The sequence below is a fragment of the Cupriavidus basilensis OR16 genome (assembly GCF_000243095.1).
In the GTDB taxonomy this organism is placed as follows: Bacteria; Pseudomonadota; Gammaproteobacteria; order Burkholderiales; family Burkholderiaceae; genus Cupriavidus; species Cupriavidus basilensis_D.
This window is the reverse complement of sequence record NZ_AHJE01000093.1, coordinates 1-17,387: the sequence shown is the minus strand read 5'-3', so window position 1 is coordinate 17,387 and position 17,387 is coordinate 1. Positions and strand designations below refer to the sequence as shown.

Here is a 17,387-nt window from a genome sequence, read left to right as displayed (position 1 = left end):
TCGGGGCGATGCGGATGCGGGCGGCGCTCAGTGCAGGTGATTGAGCGCGACGTCGAAGATGTCGAAGTTGCGCAGCTGCGCCTTGCCGGGAATGCCCGCCGTGGCGCGGTTGAACACCAGCGGCACGGTCTGCTCGGACACGCCGCCGTGCGAGCGCAGCGGCGCGTCCAGGCCGGACAGGTCATGGCGGCTCTGGCTGGTGCCCAGCACCACATGCTTGTCGCTGACAATCACCAGATCGCCCACGCGGTCCGGCGGCAGCTCGAAGCGCGCGCAGGCTTCGGCGTTGTCGAGCACGCTTTCGATGCCGGGCAGGGCCGCCAGCTTGCCCTTGAGCGCGGCGCGGTCGACATCCTCCGGCAGGTAGACGGTGGCGTAGGAGCCGAGCGCGCCGTGGTGCACCACATAGGGATCGGTGATCGGCAGGATCACGCGCGCGCCGCCGGCTTCCACGCCACGGCCGAGCCAGCTGTCGAACTGGTCCTGCAGGTAGATCACGTTGGGCGCCTTGGTGGCGTCGTCGTGCTTGGCGTTCATGCCGTGGTCGGCGGTGAGCGCCACCACGCAGCCCAGCGCATCGAGCTGCGCCAGGTACTTGTCCATCATGGCGTAGAACGCGTTGGCGCCGTCGGAGCCCGGGGCGAACTTGTGCTGGATGTAATCGGTGGTGGACAAGTACATCAGGTCCGGCCGGCGGGTTTCCATCAGCCGCACCCCAGCGGCAAAGACGAACTCGGACAGCTCGGCGCTGTACACGCTTGGCACCGGCATGCCCACGAGCTCCAGCACGTTGTCGATGCCGTTGTCCTCCAGCGTGGCCTGGTCGGCCTTCTCCGAGGAGAAACAGATGCCGCGCATGCCGTGGCCGAGCAGGCGGCGCAGCTTGTCCTTGGCGGTCACCACCGCCACGCTGGCGCCGGCATCGGCGAAGGCGGCCAGGATGGTGCCGGCGCGCAGGTACTTGGGGTCGTTCATCATCACTTCCTCGCCGCGGCCGCCGTTGGCGCTGCGATCGAAGAAGTAGTTGCCGCAGATGCCGTGCACCGCCGGCGGCGCGCCGCATACGATGGACAGGTTGTTCGGGTTGGTGAAGGTGGGCACCACGCACGCTCCCCGAAAGCTCGCGCCCTCGGCCAGCAGGCGCTGCAGGTATGGCGCGCGGCCGCTGGCGGCGGCGGCTTCCAGGTAATCGAATTCGCAACCGTCCACGCAGACCACTACCACGGGCTGCTTCATCCATTGGTAGGTGCGCTGATTGACAGTGATGCTCGGGGCGGCGACGCTGGATAGATTCGGGTTCGACATGTCGGGGTTCCTGTGCGGGTAATGAAAGGCTTCAGGGGGTATGGGTCTCGGCGCCGCCTTCGGCGACGTCAACAGCGGTTACGGCGGCATGCATGCGGGCGCGGCCGCGTTCCACGTGCTCTCGCATCAGCCTGCCCGCCAGCTCGACATCGCGCGCGGCAATGGCCGACACGATCTCGCGGTGCTCGCGGGTAGAGGTGGGGATAGCGTTGCTGTCGGCCGAAAGCGCCTCGCGCCGGAACAAGGTGAGCTCCTTGACCAGGCGCCGGTAGGTGTCCACCAGCTTGCGGTTGCCGGCGAGTTCCACCATGCGGTCATGCAGGGTGAGATTGAGCCGCGTGTATTCGTCGAGGTTGCGCGCAGTGCTGGCCGCGCCCATGGCCTCGATCAGCGCGCGCAGCTCGCGCACGCCCTCTGCCGCGATGTTGGCGGCAAGCTGCCGGCCCACGTATTCGTCCAACACCGCGCGCAGCGCATAGATCTCGTCGGCTTCTTCCAGGGAGATGGCGCGCACGAACACGCCGCGGTTTTTCTCGGTGCGCAGCAGGCCGGCCTGCTCCAACGCCCGGAAGGCTTCGCGCAGCGGGCCGCGCGACACATTGAACTCGCCGGCGAGTTCGATTTCATTGAGCCTGGCGCCTGGCAGCAGGCCGCCGGACACGATGCGCATTTCAAGCTCGCGCTGCACCAGGGTGGTCAGCGACTGGCTCTGCAGGATCGCGATATCGCTCGACTGAGCGGCTGGCCGTGACATGAAGACTCCTGATTCGGGTACATCGAAAATCCTGGTTGTCATTAAAGCAAGCAGTTTGTATATTGTCAACAAACTGGGAAACGTCGATGGGCACGAAACGCCTCAAACGTTCCTGTAAAAACCGGGCATACGTCTTGCAAGTGTTGTAGAACAAGGGTTTAACGGTGATATGAAGCGATGCGGCGAATCTGGTGCAACATGCCCCAAAGTACCGCAACAAATTCACCAAATTGACACACAATACCACTTAGAATGCCACAAGGAGCCCCACATGAAAGCGACGTTCAAGTTCGTTCCGCACCTGGCCGCCGGTGCACTAGCCCTGTGTTGCGCCAGTGCCGCGCTGGCGCAAAAGACCACCCTCACCGTCTACACGGCGTGGGAAATCGAGACCTTGAAGCCATACGCCGAAGGCTTTGCCAAGGTGGCGCCGGATATTGAACTCAAGTACGTGCGGGACTCCACGGGGGTGATCACCGCCAAGGCGCTCGCGGAAAAAGCCAATCCGCAGGCCGACGTGATCGCCGGGCTGGCTGCTTCCAGCCTGGAGCTGCTGAAACAGGAAAACATGCTGACCCCCTACTCGCCCAAGGGTTTCGACCGCCTCACGCGCGACTACAGCGACAAGGCCACGCCGCCGAACTGGGTGGGGCTGGACGTATGGGGCGCCACCCTCTGCTTCAACACCGTGGAAGCCAAGAAGCGCAACCTGCCCAAGCCCGAAACCTGGCGCGACCTGGCCAAGCCCATCTACAAAGGCATGATCGTGATGCCCAACCCGGCCTCCTCGGGCACCGGCTTTCTTGACGTGACCGCGTGGCTGCAGCTGTTCGGCGAGCAGGAGGGCTGGAAGTACATGGACGCGCTGCACGAGAACATTGCCCAGTACACGCACTCCGGCTCCAAGCCGTGCAAGCAGGCGGGCGCCGGCGAATTCCCGATCGGCATTTCGTTCGAGCTGCGCGCGCACAAGACCAAGGCCTCGGGCGCGCCCATCGACATGATCTTCCCGACCGAAGGGCTGGGCTATGACATCGAGGCCGCTGGCATTGTCAAGGGCACCAAGAAGCTCGAGGCCGCGCAGCGCTACCTGGACTGGCTGGCGAGCAAGGACGCCAACGAGCTGTTCGCGCGCGACTGGGCCATCGTGGCCTACCCCGGCGTGGCCAAGAAGGTGGACAGCATCCCCGTGAACTACGAAAAGATGCTGGTCAAGAACGACTTTGGCTACATCGCCAAGAACCGCGAACGCGTGCTCAACGAATGGCAGAAGCGCTATAGCGGCAAGTCGGAAAAACAATAAGGCCCGCAGAGCCAGCCGAGCCGGGCCCGCGCGGGCCTGACGCCATGCCCGCGCGCAGCAGCCACCAAGCCAGTCCTCACCCCCACAAGAGGCGACACGCCATGCAAACCACCACCGCCAGGCACGATAGCTATCTCAGCCTGCAAGGCATCCAGAAGCGCTTCGGCGGCTTTACCGCCCTGCAACATATCGACCTGGAGGTGCGCCAGGGCGAGCTGCTGTGTTTCCTCGGGCCGTCGGGCTGCGGCAAGACCACCCTGCTGCGCATCATCGCCGGGCTGGAATCGCAAAGCGCCGGCACCATCGTGCAGGCCGGGCGCGACATCTCCACGCTGCCGCCGATGGAGCGCGACTACGGCATCGTGTTCCAATCCTATGCGCTGTTCCCCAACCTGACGGTCGCGGACAACGTGGCCTATGGCCTGGTCAACCGCCGCATGCCGCGCGCGCAGCGCCAGGAGCGCGTGGCCGAGCTGCTGACCATGGTCGGCCTGCCCGAGCGCGGCGGGCAATATCCCGCCCAGCTCTCCGGCGGGCAGCAGCAGCGCGTGGCCATTGCCCGCGCGCTGGCGACTTCGCCTGGCCTGCTGCTCCTGGACGAACCGCTCTCCGCGTTGGACGCGCGCGTGCGCGGGCGGCTGCGCGGCGAAATCCGCGCGCTGCAGCAGCGCCTGAACATCACCACTATCCTGGTCACGCACGACCAGGAAGAGGCGCTGTCCATGGCCGACCGCATCGTGGTGATGAACCAGGGCGCGATCGAGCAGATCGGCACGCCGGCGCAGATCTACCAGCGCCCCGCCACCCCCTTCGCCGCCGATTTTGTCGGCCGCACCAACATGCTGGCGGCGCGCGTGAGCGGCGACGGCGAACTGCACCTGGGCGGCACGCGCATGCGCTGCGCCACGCCGCCGGGATGCTGCGCGGAGGAGTCGGTGCAGGTGTTCTTCCGCCCGGAAGATGTGTGCGTGCGCGGCATCGAGCAGCACGGCGGCAATGTGCTCGACGCCACCGTGGACAAGATCGAGTTCCTGGGCGCGTTCTCCCGGCTTACGCTCAAGCTGCCGGCGGCCGGGGAGGCAGGACAGGGCGGCCGCTGCGAAACGCTCTACGCGGATCTCTCGCTGAACGACCTGCATGACTTGCGCCCCAGCGCCGGCGACCTGCTGCGCCTGGCCATTCCCGCCGACCGCATCCGCATCTTCCGTCAACCATGAGCCTCAGCCTATCCACCGCCCCGGTGGCCGAAGCCACCCCCGCCGCCAGCCGCGTGCGCGCGCACTGGACCGACCGCCTGGCGCTCGCCCTGCTCGGCGTGGCCGCGCTGGCCCTGCTGTGCTTTGTGCTGGCGCCCATCGTGATGATCCTGGCCAAGAGCGTGCAAAACCGCGACGGCAGCCTCGCGGGCCTCGCGCACTTTCGGGCTTACCTGGCGTCTCCCGCGCTGCTGCGCTCGGTATGGAACAGCCTGTGGGTCTCGGCGCTGGCCACCGTGCTGACGGTGCCGCTGGCCTTCACCTTGCTGGCCTTCACCTTTGCCTATGCGCTCACGCGCAGCCGCATCGCCTTCAAGGGCATGCTGCGCAACCTGGCGATGATCCCGCTGCTGGCGCCTTCGTTGCTGGCGGCCATCTCGTTCATCTACTGGTTCGGCAACCAGGGCCTGTTCAAGCCGTTGATGGGCGAGACGCAGATCTACGGGCCGCTGGGCATCGTCGCGTCGATGGTGTTCGCCACCTTCCCGCACGCGCTGATGATCCTGATCACCGCGCTGTCGCTGACGGACGCGCGGCTGTACGAGGCCGCCGACGCGCTCGGCACCTCCACGCTGCGCAAGTTCCTCACCATCACGGTGCCAGGCGCACGCTATGGGCTGGTCAGCGCGGCCATGGTGGTGTTCACCTATGCCATCTCCGACTTCGGCATTCCCAAGGTGATCGGCGGCAACTTTCATATGCTGGCGACCGACATCTACAAGCTGGTGATCGGCATGCAGGATTTCTCGCAGGGCGCGGTGGTGTCGCTGATGCTGCTGGTGCCGGTAGCGGCGACTTACTACATCGATGCGCGCGTGCAGCGCCGCCAGATGGCGCTGATGTCCGCGCGCTCGGTGCCTTACGTGCCGCGCCGCAGCCGCCGCTTCGATCTCTCCATGGCCACTTTCTGCTGGGTCATGGCGGCGCTGATGGCGGCGGTGATGGGCATGGCGATCTACGCGTCGTTCGTCAAGCTGTGGCCGTACAACTTCTCGCTCTCGCTGGACCACTACCGCGTAGGCCTGATTGAAGGCGGCGTGGTCGATTCGTACTTCAACAGCCTGCGCCTGGCCATTGCCTGCGCGCTGCTGGGCCCCATCTTCATCTTCAGCACGGCCTACCTGCTGGAGAAGACACGCGGGCTGGACTGGCTGCGCGGCTTCGTGCGGCTGATGGCCGTGCTGCCGATGGGCGTGCCGGGGCTGGTGCTCGGGTTGGGCTACATCTTCTTCTTCGTGCCCGCCGCCAACCCGCTCAACGTCATCTACCAGACGCTGGGCATCCTCGTACTGGTGACCATCGTGCACTACTACGCCTCCTGCCACCTGACCGCGGTGACCGCGCTCAAGCAACTCGACAGCGAGTTCGAGGCGGTATCGGCCTCGCTCAAGGTGCCCTTCTACACCACCTTCCTCAAGGTGACCGTGCCGGCGTGCCTGCCCGCCATCCTGGAAATCTCGCGCTACCTGTTCATCAACGCCATGACGACCGTCTCGGCCGTGGTCTTCCTGTACGGCGCGGATACCAAGCTGGCGTCCGTGGAAATCGTCAACCTTGACGAGAGCGGCGACATCGGCCCGGCGGCCGCCATGGCCACGCTGGTGGTGCTGACCTCGGCCTTTGCCTGCCTGCTGTACTACCTGCTGCAGCGCGTGCTTGACGCCAAGACCCAGGCATGGCGTCAATCCGGGCGCAACGACTAACCGGCACATCGGCACATCGGCACATTGGCACATCGACCCATCGACTAACCGGCATCCGGCTGGAGACACCGGCCGGAGCCAACCACTCCCCTGACCCCAATCCAGGAGCACTCCATGATCCGCGGCAACGACCCCATCCTGCTGACCCCCGGCCCTCTCACCACCTCGCTCGCCACCAAGCAAGCCATGCTGCGCGACTGGGGATCGTGGGACGCCGGCTTCAATGCCATCACGCGCAGCCTGTGCGACGACCTGATCGCCATCGTGCGCGGGCAAGATACGCACGTCTGCGTGCCCATGCAGGGCAGCGGCACCTTCTCGGTCGAAGCCGCCATCGCCAACGTGGTGCCGCGCGGCGGCAAGGTGCTGGTGCCGCAAAACGGCGCCTACTGCCAGCGCATTCTCAAGATCTGCAAGGTGCTGGGACGGGCCAGCGTGGAACTGCCGATCCCCGAAGACCAGCCCGCCACCGCCGCGCTGATCGAAGCCGCGCTCCTGCGCGATCCGTCGATCACGCACGTAGCGCAGGTGCATTGCGAAACCGGCGCCGGCGTGCTCAACCCGCTGCCCGAGATCGCCGCGCTGTGCGCGCGCCTGGGCAAGGGCCTGATCGTCGACGCCATGAGCTCCTTCGGCGCGCTGGAGATCGACGCGCGCACCATGCCGTTCGACGCGCTGGTGGCCGCCACCGGCAAGTGCATCGAAGGCGTGCCGGGCATGGGCTTCGTGCTGATGAAAAAAAGCGTGCTGGAGGCTAGCCAGGGCAACAGCCATTCACTGGCGCTGGACCTGTACGACCAGTACACCTATATGCAGAAGACCACCCAGTGGCGCTTCACCCCGCCCACCCATGTGGTGGCCGCCTTCCGCGCCGCGCTCGACCAGTTCCTGGAAGAAGGCGGCCAGCAGGTGCGCGGCGCGCGCTATCGCGCCAACTATGAAACGCTGGTGAGCGGCATGGCGGTACTGGGTTTCCGCCCTTTCCTCTCGCCCGACGTGCAAGCCCCCATCATCGTCACCTTCCACGCGCCGGACGACGCCCGCTATGACTTCAAGACCTTCTACGCCAAGGTGCGCGAGCGCGGCTACATCCTCTATCCGGGCAAGCTGACGCAGGTGGAAACCTTCCGCGTGGGCTGCATTGGCGCGATCGATGCCAACGAGATGCGCAATGTGGTGGGCGCCATTGGCGAGACGCTCGCGGAAATGGGGATCGAGATGAAAGCACCGTTGGCCCGCGCGGCTTGAGGCATTTGCAGAGCCATCGTCCCAGCGACCAGCGGCAAGATCAACAAATTGGCAGCTGTGTGAAACGCCCAAAGGGCGGGAAACACAGCCAAACCAGTGGGGATCAAAACCAGTGGGGATCAAAACACCATTCGGCGTAGCCGTGATTTGCGCCCCCAGGCGCAAATCACCCAAGCGCGATGCGCAGCGAGCCGTCAGGGTTTTCCTCTCCCGTTATGGGGCGCCTCGTCGCCCCATCCGGGTCGCTTCTTTGCCTACTTTCTTGGCGAGACAAGAAAGTAGGTCGCCTCCCCGCAGTGGAGGTGAAACTGCAGTTGCAGTTGCAGTTGCAGTTGCAGTTGCTGCTGATTTCGCAGTTGCAGTTGCTCCCAATCCCCCACCACCCCAATGACCCTCCCCGCCGACTTCCACGCCACCGCCCTGCTCGCCGTCATGCTCTCCGCCGTGATGCACGCATCATGGAATGCCATCGTCAAGATCGGCGGCGACCGGCTGTCGTCGATGGCGCTGATCGATACCTTCTGCTTTCTCGTGGCGCTGCCGATGGTATTCCTGGTGCCGTTGCCGGCGCCGCAGGTCTGGCCCTTCCTGCTAGCCACGGTCACGCTGGAAGTCGGCTACAAGCTAGCGCTGGTGGCCGCCTACAACCGCGGCGACTTCAGTCAGGCCTATCCGCTGATGCGGGGCTCGGCCCCGCTGATGGTCGCCGTGGTCCTGCTGCTGACCGGGGCCGAGCGGCTCGGGGTCGGCGGCTACGCCGGCATTGCCATGATCTGCCTCGGCCTGGTCAGCCTGGTGCGCTGGCGCAACCAGTCCCCCGACCTGATGGCCTTCGCCCTGATGGCTGGCGCGTGCCTGGCCGGCGGCACGGTGATCGACGGCACGGCCGTCAAACGCTATGGCGAAGTGTTCTCCTATATCGCCTGGCTGCAACTGCTGTCGCATATCTTCATGCCGAGCTTTGCGTTCAGCCAGCGCGGGCGCACGCTCGTGACGCTGTTCCGCCGGGAATGGAAGCGCGCCTGGATCGGCGGCATCAACCGCGTAGGCTCCTACGCGCTGATGCTGTGGGCCATGACCATGGCGCCGGTGACCAAGCTGGCGGCGCTGCGCGAATCCAGCGTGATCTTTGCCGCGCTGCTGGGGCACTTCCTGCTGCGCGAGCCGTTCGACAAGCGCCGGCTGGTGGCAACCGCGCTGGTGGTGGCAGGGATCGTCACGCTGCAACTGGCGCGCTGACTGAGTGGCGCGCTGACTGAGATGGGCGCGCTGGACACAGTCCGGGGGATGCCAACTACCCTGCGACGCACGCCTGCCTCATGCCTGCTCCCGTCCGAGCCCATGGAACGCCACAATCGAGGGTCGGAAGTGGAATACAATCATTCTGTCTCGTTTTCCGGAACGGAGTCCGAATTGAAATCGGCAACAGTAGCGGCATCAAGAAAAGCGCCCTCCGAGGCATCCAAGAACAAGCCCGCCAAGGCCACGCGCGCGGCGGCGTCGCTGCGCCTGGAAGAACCGGCCGCCGAAGCGCCGGTCCCGAACACCGCCGCCGATGCAGCGGCGGCGGACCGCGATACGCCCACGCTGCGCGCCTTCGCCCTGCTCGAATTCCTGGTGGCGGCCGACCGCCCCTTGTCGCTGGCGGAAATCATGCAGGGCTTCGAAGCGCCCAAGGCTTCGCTGCACCGCATGCTTGGCGCACTGGAAGCCGGCGGGCTGGTGATCCGCGAGCCGGGCGCGCGCAATGCCTATGCCGTGGGGCCGCGCCTGTCGCGCCTCGGCGTGGCCATCGTCACGCATTCGGGCACGCGGCAGTTGCGCCATGCCATCCTGGCGCGGCTGGTGGCGGACATCGGCGAAACGGTCAACCTGACCATGCTGCACGAAACCTCGGTGCTGTACCTGGACCGCATGGAAGCGCCGTGGCCGCTGCGGCTGGACCTGAAGCCGGGCTCGCGCGTGCCGCTGCACTGCTCGGCCAGCGGCAAGCTGCTGCTATCGCTGCTGCCGCGCGAGCAGCGCGCTGCGCTGGTGCGGCAGTTGCCGCTGGAGCGCTTCACACCCAACACGGTCACCAATGTGGAACTGCTCGAGGCCGAGCTGGACCGCAGCGCGCACAAGCAGCTCGGCGTGGATAACGAGGAATTCGTGGCGGGGATCTCCTGCGTGGCCGTGCCGGTGCGCGACGAGCGCGGGCAAGTGGTGGCGGCGCTGGCGGTGCATGCGCCCACGGCACGCTCGCCGCTATCGCGCTCGCTGGAGTTCGTGCCGCGTTTGCAGGAAACGGCCAGGGAGCTGGCCACCACGTTCTAAGAGCCGGCCTGGCGCCCAGCCCGTCAGACTCAATGCTATTCAGGCTGGATGCCTGCCGCCTTGATGATCTTGCCCCAGCGCTCCAGCTCGGCAAGCTGGAACCTGGCGAGTTCCTCCGGCGAGGACACCTTGACTTCCATGCCGTTCTCCATCACGAAGTGACGGATCGATTCGGTCCCCATCGCCTTGCGCATCAGCGCGTTGAGACGGTTGATGATCGGCGCTGGCGTGCCTGCCGGCGCGTATAGGCCGTTCCAGTAGCCGGACTCATAACCCGCCACGCCTTGCTCCGCGATGGTCGGCACGCTGGGCAGCAGCGGCGAGCGCTGCGGGCTGCTGACGCCGAGCGCGCGCAGTTTGCCGGCCTTGACCTGCGGCAGGCTGGTGGTCAGGTCCACGATCATCACGTCGGTCTGCCCCGCGACAAGGTCGATCACGGCGGGCGGATTGGCCTTGTAGGGAACGTAGGTCAGTTTGGTCCCGGTCATGTGCTGGAATTGCTCGGTGGCAACCCGCGCCGACGATGAACCGGAGCCGAACGTCAGCTTGCCCGGCTCCTTCTTCGCCAGGGCGATGAACTCGGGCACATTCGTGGCCTTCACGTTGGGGTTCACGACCATCAGCATGTAGCCCTGGACCACCTGGCCGATCGGCGCGAAGTCCTTGATGGGGTTGTAGGGCAGGTTCTTCACCAGATGCGGATTGGCCGCCTGCGTAGTGTTGGTGGTCATGAACAGCGTATAGCCATCGGGGGCCGAGCGCGCGACGAGCTGCGCCGCGATGCCGCCAAATGCGCCGGGACGGCTGTCGACGATGACCGGCTGGCCCGTCTCCTTGGTAATCTGGGCTCCCATTGCGCGGGCCAGGCCATCTGTCGTGCTGCCAGGGCTGGAGCCGATCACGATGGTGATCGGTTTGCTCGGATAGGATTGCGCGCCGGCCATGCCGGAGCCCAGCACAGTCATGGCGATTGCCGCCAGAAATTGAATCCGCATCTTGTCTCCTGTGATTCTGGTGCTATTCGGTTTCACTCTTTCGGGCTTGGCACGGGCGCTCTTGGGCTGCTCTTGGGCTGCTCTTGTGCGGCTCCTGTGCTGCTCTCAGCGATCAGGTGGTTAGGCTGAACGCCGGCCGTTGCCCGGCCAGTGCCTGGGCGATGCTTGCCAGGACCATCTCCCCCATGGCGGCCCGCGTCTGGTGCGTGGCGCTGGCGCGGTGCGCCTGCAGCGTGACGTTGTCCAGCGCGAACAGCGCTTGCGGCACGTTCGGCTCGTCGACGAAGACATCCAGCCCCGCGCCGGCGATACGCCCGGCAGTCAGTGCCGCAACCAGGTCGTCTTCCTTGACCAGCCGGCCGCGCGCGATGTTGATCAGGTAGCCATCCTTGCCTAGCGCGTCGAGCACCTCGGCATCGACGATGCCCTCTGCCTTGTCCGCGGCGGCGGCAAGAATCAACGCATCGCTCTGGCGGGCCAGTTGCACGAGGCCGGCCACGAATGTGTGGGGGACATCATCCATCGGCTTGAGGTCGGTGTAGGCAATGGGGCAGCCGAACGCCGCCATGCGGGCCGCGATGGCACGGCCCACGCGGCCCATGCCGACGATGCCCACGCGCATGCCGCTGACGCGGCGGGCCAGCGGGATCGCGCTCGGCTGCGGATGGCGGACCCAGTCGCCGGCGCGGATAAACCGGTCGCCCGAACACATGCCCCGGCAAGTGGCGATCAGCAGGCCCACGGCGAGATCCGCGACGTCCTCGGTCAGCGCCCCAAACGTCCCGGTCACCGGCAAGCCGCGCGCGCGCGCATATTCGAGGTCGACCGCATCGGTGCCGACACCGTTGACCGCCACCACCTGAAGTGCGGGCAACTGCGCCATCATCGCCCTGGTGATGCCGGTGTGGCCGCCGGTGATGACCGCGCGGATCGTGGGCCCGTGCTCGCGCAGATAGGCATCCTTGTCGGCCTGCTCGAACAACCGGTGCACTGTGTAGAGCGAATTCAGCTTGTCGTTGATCGCAGGGACGAGGATCGGGTTCAGCTGCAGGATGTTGGCTTTCATGCGATGAGTCCTTCCTATCTGATGTTATACGTCATCCTATGACTTTGGCATTTTTGAAGCAAGAAAGAAATCACGAGACTAGGGTTAACACCGCGAATATATTGGCAAATCAAGCAAAGCCTCTCATTCTTAGTCTCGTGGGTCGGTATATTTTGTTGTACGACAACGCATCACAAAGAGCAGAATGAGGCTGACACTTGAAAACCCTTGTGCCTGCGGCGCATCCGCCGTGGCAACGATTGGGGCGCGGCCAACCCGCATTGCCGCTGCGGCCATGATGTCCAAGCGGATAGACCATGATCGCTGACACGTCCATCCTGATTGCTGATGCCCGCAATGCGGTCGGAGAAAGCCCGTTTTGGGATACGCAGACCCAATGCCTGTATTGGGTGGACATCCCCGCCAGGACGCTCTTTGCATGGCGCGCTGGTAACGCGGCAATCCGCACGTGGCAGTTGCCGGAAATGGGGGCATGCATCGCCCCCGCCAGCGGCTTTATCGCCGGCATGCAAAGCGGCCTGCTCCACCTGCGACCGCAGTCCGACGCAGCATTGCCAGCCTCTGCCTGGCCAGCGCCGATCACCCTGAACACCGGGTTCGGCTTTCCCGGTCGATCGCGTCATAGGCGGAAAACCGGGCGACCCATACGGCCGCCCGGCGATGAACACCTTTTACATCCTCCCCTTCCAGGGCACCAGCCACTTCTCCGTCTTCCTCATCAGCAAATCGAACGTGTAGGCGATCAGCCCGATCAGCCCGATGCCCATGATCACCACATCCGTGCGCAGGAAGTTCGACGCGTTGAGCACCATCTGCCCCAGGCCCGACGTGGCGGCCACCATCTCCGCCGCAACCAGCGTGGTCCAGCCAAAGCCGATGGCAATCCGCATGCCGGTCAGGATGTCCGGCAACGCGGCGGGGATCACCACGTGGCGGATCACCTGCCAGCGGTTGGCGCCCATCGAGTATGCGGCGTTGATCTGCTCGATGGTGACCGAGCGCACCCCGGCCTGTGCCGACATTGCCAGCGGCGCGAAGCAGGCCAGGAAGATCAGCAGGATCTTGGACGTTTCATCGATGCCGAACCAGATCACGATCAGCGGCAGGTAGGCCAGCGGCGGCAGCGGGCGGTAGAACTCGATGGGCGGATCGAACACGCCGCGCGCGATGCGCGACACGCCCATCATCACGCCGATCGGCACTGCCGTGACGGTGGCCAGCGCGAACGCGCCGAACACGCGCACCATGCTGGCGCGGAAGTGCTCGGTCAACGGCAGGCCGCCTTGCACATTGCCGTTCCAGGCATCGATGAACGCGTTGACGATGGCTTCGGGCGTGGGCAGGAACAACGGCGGCAGCCAGCGCAGGTGGCTGGCGATCCACCACAGCGCCAGCAGCGAGACCACGGTGATGGTGGAGATGCGCGAGCTGGAGCCCTCGCCCGGCAGGCGGTAGCCGGAGACGGCTTTCATGCGGCGCGCCGGCGGCTTGGCGGCCACGGCGGCCGTGCCCTGCGCGGGTTCGAGTCGTTGAGCGGAAGCGGACATGTCGGGCTCCTCAGGGCGTGGCATGGATCAGGTCGACGATTTCTTCGCGGTACCGGATGAATTCGGGATCGGACTTGACCTCGCGGGCGTCGCCGCAGGCAATGAAACGTCGCGCGAAGGGCAGCTCGTAGGTATGCGCGATGCGGCCCGGCGAGGGCGTCATCACGATCAACCGCGTCGCCAGGAACAGCGCTTCCTCCACGCTGTGGGTGATGAAGAACACGATCTTCTGCTCCGCCGCCCATAGCTTGAGGATCAGTGCCTGGATCGTCTCGCGCGTGAGCGCGTCGAGCGCGCCAAGCGGCTCGTCCATCAGCATCACCGCCGGATCGTTGGCGAGCGTGCGGGCAATGCCCACGCGCTGCTGCATGCCGCCCGAGAGCTGGTAGACCGGCTTGGCCGCCACCTTCTCCAGGCCGACCAGCGCCAGCTTTTCCTGGGCGATGCGCAGGCGCTCGGCCCGCGGCACGCCACGCAGCCGCAGCCCCAGCGCCACGTTGTCCAGCACGTTGAGCCAGGGCATCAATGCATGCTTTTGGAACACGACGCCGCGCTCGGCACCAGGGCCGTGCACGGATTTGCCATCGAGGCGGATCTCGCCTTCCGAGGGTTGCATGAATCCGGCGATGCAAGACAGCAAGGTCGTCTTGCCGCAACCGGAGGCACCGAGTGCGACCACAAAATCGCCGCGCTCCATGGTGAGATTGACTTGCGACAGGGCCAGCGTATCGGCGCCACCGCGGCCGCCGTAGTTAACGCTAAGGTTGTCGATTTCGAGTTTGGCCATAGCTGCAAACTTCCTGAAAAGGGGATTCAAGGCCGCGCGGCAAGCATCGCCCGCCGCGCGGCGCTGGCAAATCAGGCCGGCGTCTTGGTGGCGATAGCTCGCTTCACCCACTCCGCATTGACACCCGCGCCGTAGTCCGGCAACACGGTCTGGATCGTGCCCTGCTCCTTCAGGAATTGCGCCGCCGATTGCAGCGCCTTGGCCGCGCCGCCACCCAGCCAGCGGGGCGAGGCTTGCTCTTCCAGCGTGGGGAACCCGTACAGCGCCATGCTGGCCGGCACCGCCTCGGGCTTGGCGCCCGAGACCTTGGCCACCGCCTTCACCATCGGCGAATCCGGGGTCCATGCGGCCTTGTCCTGGCGATACTTGTCATCCGCGGCGGCCAGGATCTTGACGAACTTGACCATGAACTCGGGGTTCTCGCGCGCGAACTTCTTGTTGGCGATCATGCCGTCGAAGGTCGCCTTGCCGGTCTCGGCGGCGATCTTGCCGGAGGTCACCAGTACCTTGCCCGATTGCTTGAGCTTGGCCAGCACCGGGTCCCAGATAAAGGTGGCGTCGATGTCGCCACGCTCCCAGGCAGCGGCCACTTCGGGCGGCCGCATGTTCATGATCTTGACGTCCTTGGGATTGATCTTGGCCTGCTCCAGCGCCACCAGCGTGTGATAGTGCGTGGTGGAGACAAAGGGCACGCCCACCCGCTTGCCCTTGAGGTCCGCCACGCTGTTGATATTGCTGCCGTTGCGCGCCACCATGGCCTCGGCCGCGTTGATGTCGTCAAGAATCCAGAACAGCTCCACCTCCAGCCCCTGCGACAACGCCGAGGCAATCGGCGAGGTGCCGGCTTCGCCGATCGCGATCTGGCCCGAAGCCATGGCGCGGATCACGTCGCCGCCGCCGCCGAACTGCCGGAACGAGACCTTATAGCCGGTCTGCTTCTCGACTTCCTTCATGTCCTGCGCGTAGCGCCACGGCACCACCATGTCCTGGTAGGCGATGACAACTTCCTTGGTCTGCGCGTAGGCGCCCGGGGCGACGACGGCCGCCAGTACTACGCTTGCTGCAAGCTGCTTGAACCAACGCATGATGAACCTCCTCAAGATTAACGGTGTGGTGTGCTGTGGCACGGAGCGCCGGCACGGGAAGCCTGGCACCAGGGCGGTGCCTGCTCGAGGAGGAAGAGGTGATAAGCATGAGGCATGCCAGTGTCTCCGGTTGGGACGTCTTTGCGTCCTCTCTTTTTAGCGGCGCCCTGCTTTGTGGCGGGTCGTCGCGGCGTGCACCAGGCGCTTTGGAAACCAGCGCTGGGCAGGGTGTAGTCGTATGGTAGAAAGCGGCCCGCCGCCGGGTTAGAGCCAGCGGGGACCAACTGTGGGTCCACGCGGGCGCGCAGGTTGCCTTTGCGGCACTTTAAAGGGTATTTACTACCATTTTTAGGTACATGGCATTCCGTTTATCGAATTTTCATATTGACCATCGCTTGGTCTCGTCCTACATTTCGATCCACAAACACTTTTCGGAACATTTGGTTCCGTTTTGATCGAAGACCGGAGACAAGACACCATGAGCGAACATCTTCCCGAATCCCTCGCCGCAGGCACCCAAGCTGGCGCCGCCACCACTGGCCCGCAGGAGATGACCCCATCGGAAGCCTTTGTCGAGACCCTGGCCGCCAACGGCGTCACCGACATGTTCGGCATCATGGGTTCGGCCTTCATGGACGCCATGGACATCTTCGCCCCCGCCGGCATCCGCCTCATCCCCGTGGTCCACGAGCAAGGCGCTGGCCACATGGCCGACGGCTATGCCCGCGTCTCCGGCCGCCACGGCGTCGTCATCGGCCAGAACGGCCCCGGCATCAGCAACTGCGTCACCGCCATCGCCGCCGCTTACTGGGCACATAGCCCGGTCGTCATCGTCACCCCCGAGGCCGGCACCATGGGCATTGGCCTGGGCGGCTTCCAGGAAGCCAAGCAGTTGCCGATGTTCCAGGAATTCACCAAGTACCAGGGCCACGTCACCCACCCGGCCCGCATGGCCGAGTTCACCGGCCGCTGCTTTGACCGCGCCATGGCCGAGATGGGCCCGACCCAGCTCAATATCCCGCGCGACTACTTCTACGGACAGATCAAGGCCGAGATCCCCCTGCCCCAGCGCCTGGACCGTGGCCCCGGCGGCGACCAGCGCCTGAACGAAGCCGCCGAACTGATCGCCAAGGCCAAGTTCCCCGTCATCATCTCCGGCGGCGGCGTGGTCATGGCCGATGCCATCGCCGAGTGCCAGGCGCTGGCCGAGCGCCTGGGCGCCCCGGTGGTCAACAGCTACCTGCATAACGACTCCTTCCCCGCCAGCCATCCGCTGTGGTGCGGCCCGCTCGGCTACCAGGGCTCCAAGGCCGCCATGAAGCTGCTCGCCCGCGCCGACGTCGTCATCGCCCTCGGCTCGCGCCTCGGACCCTTCGGCACCCTGCCCCAGCACGGCATGGACTACTGGCCCAAGCACGCCAAGATCATCCAGATCGATGCCGACCACAAGATGCTCGGCCTGGTGAAGAAGATCTCGGTGGGCATCTGCGGCGATGCCAAGGCCGCCGCCGTGGCGCTGACCGAGCGCCTGGCCGGCCGCACGCTGGCCTGCGACGCCTCCCGCGAAGACCGCGCCGGCCAGATCGCCGCCGAGAAGGCCGCCTGGGAGAAGGAGCTCGACGAGTGGACCCACGAGCGCGACCCATACAGCCTGGACATGATCGAGGAACAGAAGCAGGAGCGCACGCCCACTGGCGGCCACTACCTGCATCCGCGCCAGGTCCTGCGCGAGCTGGAAAAGGCCATGCCCGAAGACGTGATGGTGTCCACCGACATCGGCAACATCAACTCGGTCGCCAACAGCTACCTGCGCTTCAACAAGCCGCGCAGCTTCTTCGCCGCCATGAGCTGGGGCAACTGCGGCTATGCCTTCCCCACCATCATGGGCGCCAAGGTCGCCGCGCCCCATCGCCCCGCCGTGTCCTACGCCGGTGACGGCGCCTGGGGCATGAGCCTGATGGAGACCATGACCGCCGTGCGCCACAATATCCCGGTCACCGCCGTGGTGTTCCACAACCGCCA

General features: G+C 65.5%; 14 protein-coding genes and 1 pseudogene. 8 read left to right on the top strand and 7 right to left on the bottom strand.

The genetic code is table 11. The features are described 5' to 3' along the window. Positions 1–27 precede the first annotated feature (27 nt). Positions 28–1,305: a phosphonoacetate hydrolase gene (gene phnA, locus OR16_RS28950; RefSeq protein WP_006162120.1), complete on the bottom strand. Its 1,278-nt coding sequence runs from the start codon at positions 1,303–1,305 to the stop codon at positions 28–30. Between the two features lie 31 nt (positions 1,306–1,336). Next, positions 1,337–2,059, bottom strand: coding sequence for a phosphonate utilization associated transcriptional regulator (locus OR16_RS28945; RefSeq protein WP_006162119.1), 723 nt, complete (start codon positions 2,057–2,059; stop codon positions 1,337–1,339). Between the two features lie 271 nt (positions 2,060–2,330). Here OR16_RS28945 and OR16_RS28940 point away from each other — a divergent pair, with 271 nt between their 5' ends. From OR16_RS28940 to OR16_RS28915, 6 genes are all read left to right on the top strand, one after another. Continuing rightward, the gene (locus tag OR16_RS28940) at positions 2,331–3,362 is read left to right on the top strand and encodes a putative 2-aminoethylphosphonate ABC transporter substrate-binding protein (protein WP_006162117.1); all 1,032 of its coding nucleotides are present in this window, start codon (positions 2,331–2,333) and stop codon (positions 3,360–3,362) included. Positions 3,363–3,463: 101 nt separating this feature from the next. Further along, positions 3,464–4,579 carry a putative 2-aminoethylphosphonate ABC transporter ATP-binding protein gene (locus tag OR16_RS28935; protein WP_006162115.1) on the top strand — a complete coding sequence of 372 codons (1,116 nt, stop codon included), beginning with the start codon at positions 3,464–3,466 and terminating at the stop codon, positions 4,577–4,579. Beyond that, on the top strand, positions 4,576–6,321 hold the full coding sequence (locus OR16_RS28930; protein WP_006162114.1) for a putative 2-aminoethylphosphonate ABC transporter permease subunit: 1,746 nt from the start codon (positions 4,576–4,578) through the stop codon (positions 6,319–6,321). The genes OR16_RS28935 and OR16_RS28930 overlap by 4 nt, the downstream gene beginning before the upstream one ends. 114 nt (positions 6,322–6,435) lie before the next feature. Further along, positions 6,436–7,569 carry a 2-aminoethylphosphonate--pyruvate transaminase gene (locus tag OR16_RS28925; protein WP_006162113.1) on the top strand — a complete coding sequence of 378 codons (1,134 nt, stop codon included), beginning with the start codon at positions 6,436–6,438 and terminating at the stop codon, positions 7,567–7,569. 387 nt (positions 7,570–7,956) lie between these two features. After that, complete coding sequence (locus tag OR16_RS28920) at positions 7,957–8,808, top strand: EamA family transporter (protein WP_006162111.1); 852 nt, start codon at positions 7,957–7,959, stop codon at positions 8,806–8,808. A gap of 348 nt (positions 8,809–9,156) precedes the next feature. After that, positions 9,157–9,885, top strand: a complete 729-nt coding sequence (locus OR16_RS28915; protein WP_043421601.1) for an IclR family transcriptional regulator — start codon at positions 9,157–9,159, stop codon at positions 9,883–9,885. Between the two features lie 35 nt (positions 9,886–9,920). Here OR16_RS28915 and OR16_RS28910 read toward each other — a convergent pair whose 3' ends face one another. Both OR16_RS28910 and OR16_RS28905 read right to left on the bottom strand, forming a co-directional pair. Then, on the bottom strand, positions 9,921–10,880 hold the full coding sequence (locus OR16_RS28910) for a Bug family tripartite tricarboxylate transporter substrate binding protein (protein ID WP_006162109.1): 960 nt from the start codon (positions 10,878–10,880) through the stop codon (positions 9,921–9,923). 112 nt (positions 10,881–10,992) lie between these two features. Then, positions 10,993–11,946, bottom strand: coding sequence for a 2-hydroxyacid dehydrogenase (locus OR16_RS28905; RefSeq protein WP_006162107.1), 954 nt, complete (start codon positions 11,944–11,946; stop codon positions 10,993–10,995). A 296-nt stretch (positions 11,947–12,242) separates the two neighbouring features. Between OR16_RS28905 and OR16_RS48490 the strand changes: the two are divergent. Continuing rightward, positions 12,243–12,479: pseudogene (locus OR16_RS48490) on the top strand (SMP-30/gluconolactonase/LRE family protein); the annotation flags it as partial. Between the two features lie 138 nt (positions 12,480–12,617). On the opposite strand, the gene OR16_RS28900 reads toward OR16_RS48490, so the two are convergent. From OR16_RS28900 to tauA, 3 genes are all read right to left on the bottom strand, one after another. Then, the gene (locus OR16_RS28900) at positions 12,618–13,493 is read right to left on the bottom strand and encodes an ABC transporter permease subunit (RefSeq protein WP_006162105.1); all 876 of its coding nucleotides are present in this window, start codon (positions 13,491–13,493) and stop codon (positions 12,618–12,620) included. Between the two features lie 10 nt (positions 13,494–13,503). After that, on the bottom strand, positions 13,504–14,280 hold the full coding sequence (locus OR16_RS28895) for a taurine ABC transporter ATP-binding protein (protein ID WP_006162103.1): 777 nt from the start codon (positions 14,278–14,280) through the stop codon (positions 13,504–13,506). 71 nt (positions 14,281–14,351) lie between these two features. Then, positions 14,352–15,365 carry a taurine ABC transporter substrate-binding protein gene (gene tauA / locus OR16_RS28890; RefSeq protein WP_006162102.1) on the bottom strand — a complete coding sequence of 338 codons (1,014 nt, stop codon included), beginning with the start codon at positions 15,363–15,365 and terminating at the stop codon, positions 14,352–14,354. 478 nt (positions 15,366–15,843) lie between these two features. On the opposite strand from tauA, the gene xsc reads away from it, so the two are divergent. Then, on the top strand, positions 15,844–17,387 hold a 1,544-nt coding region (gene xsc, locus OR16_RS28885; RefSeq protein WP_006162101.1), incomplete at its 3' end, for a sulfoacetaldehyde acetyltransferase.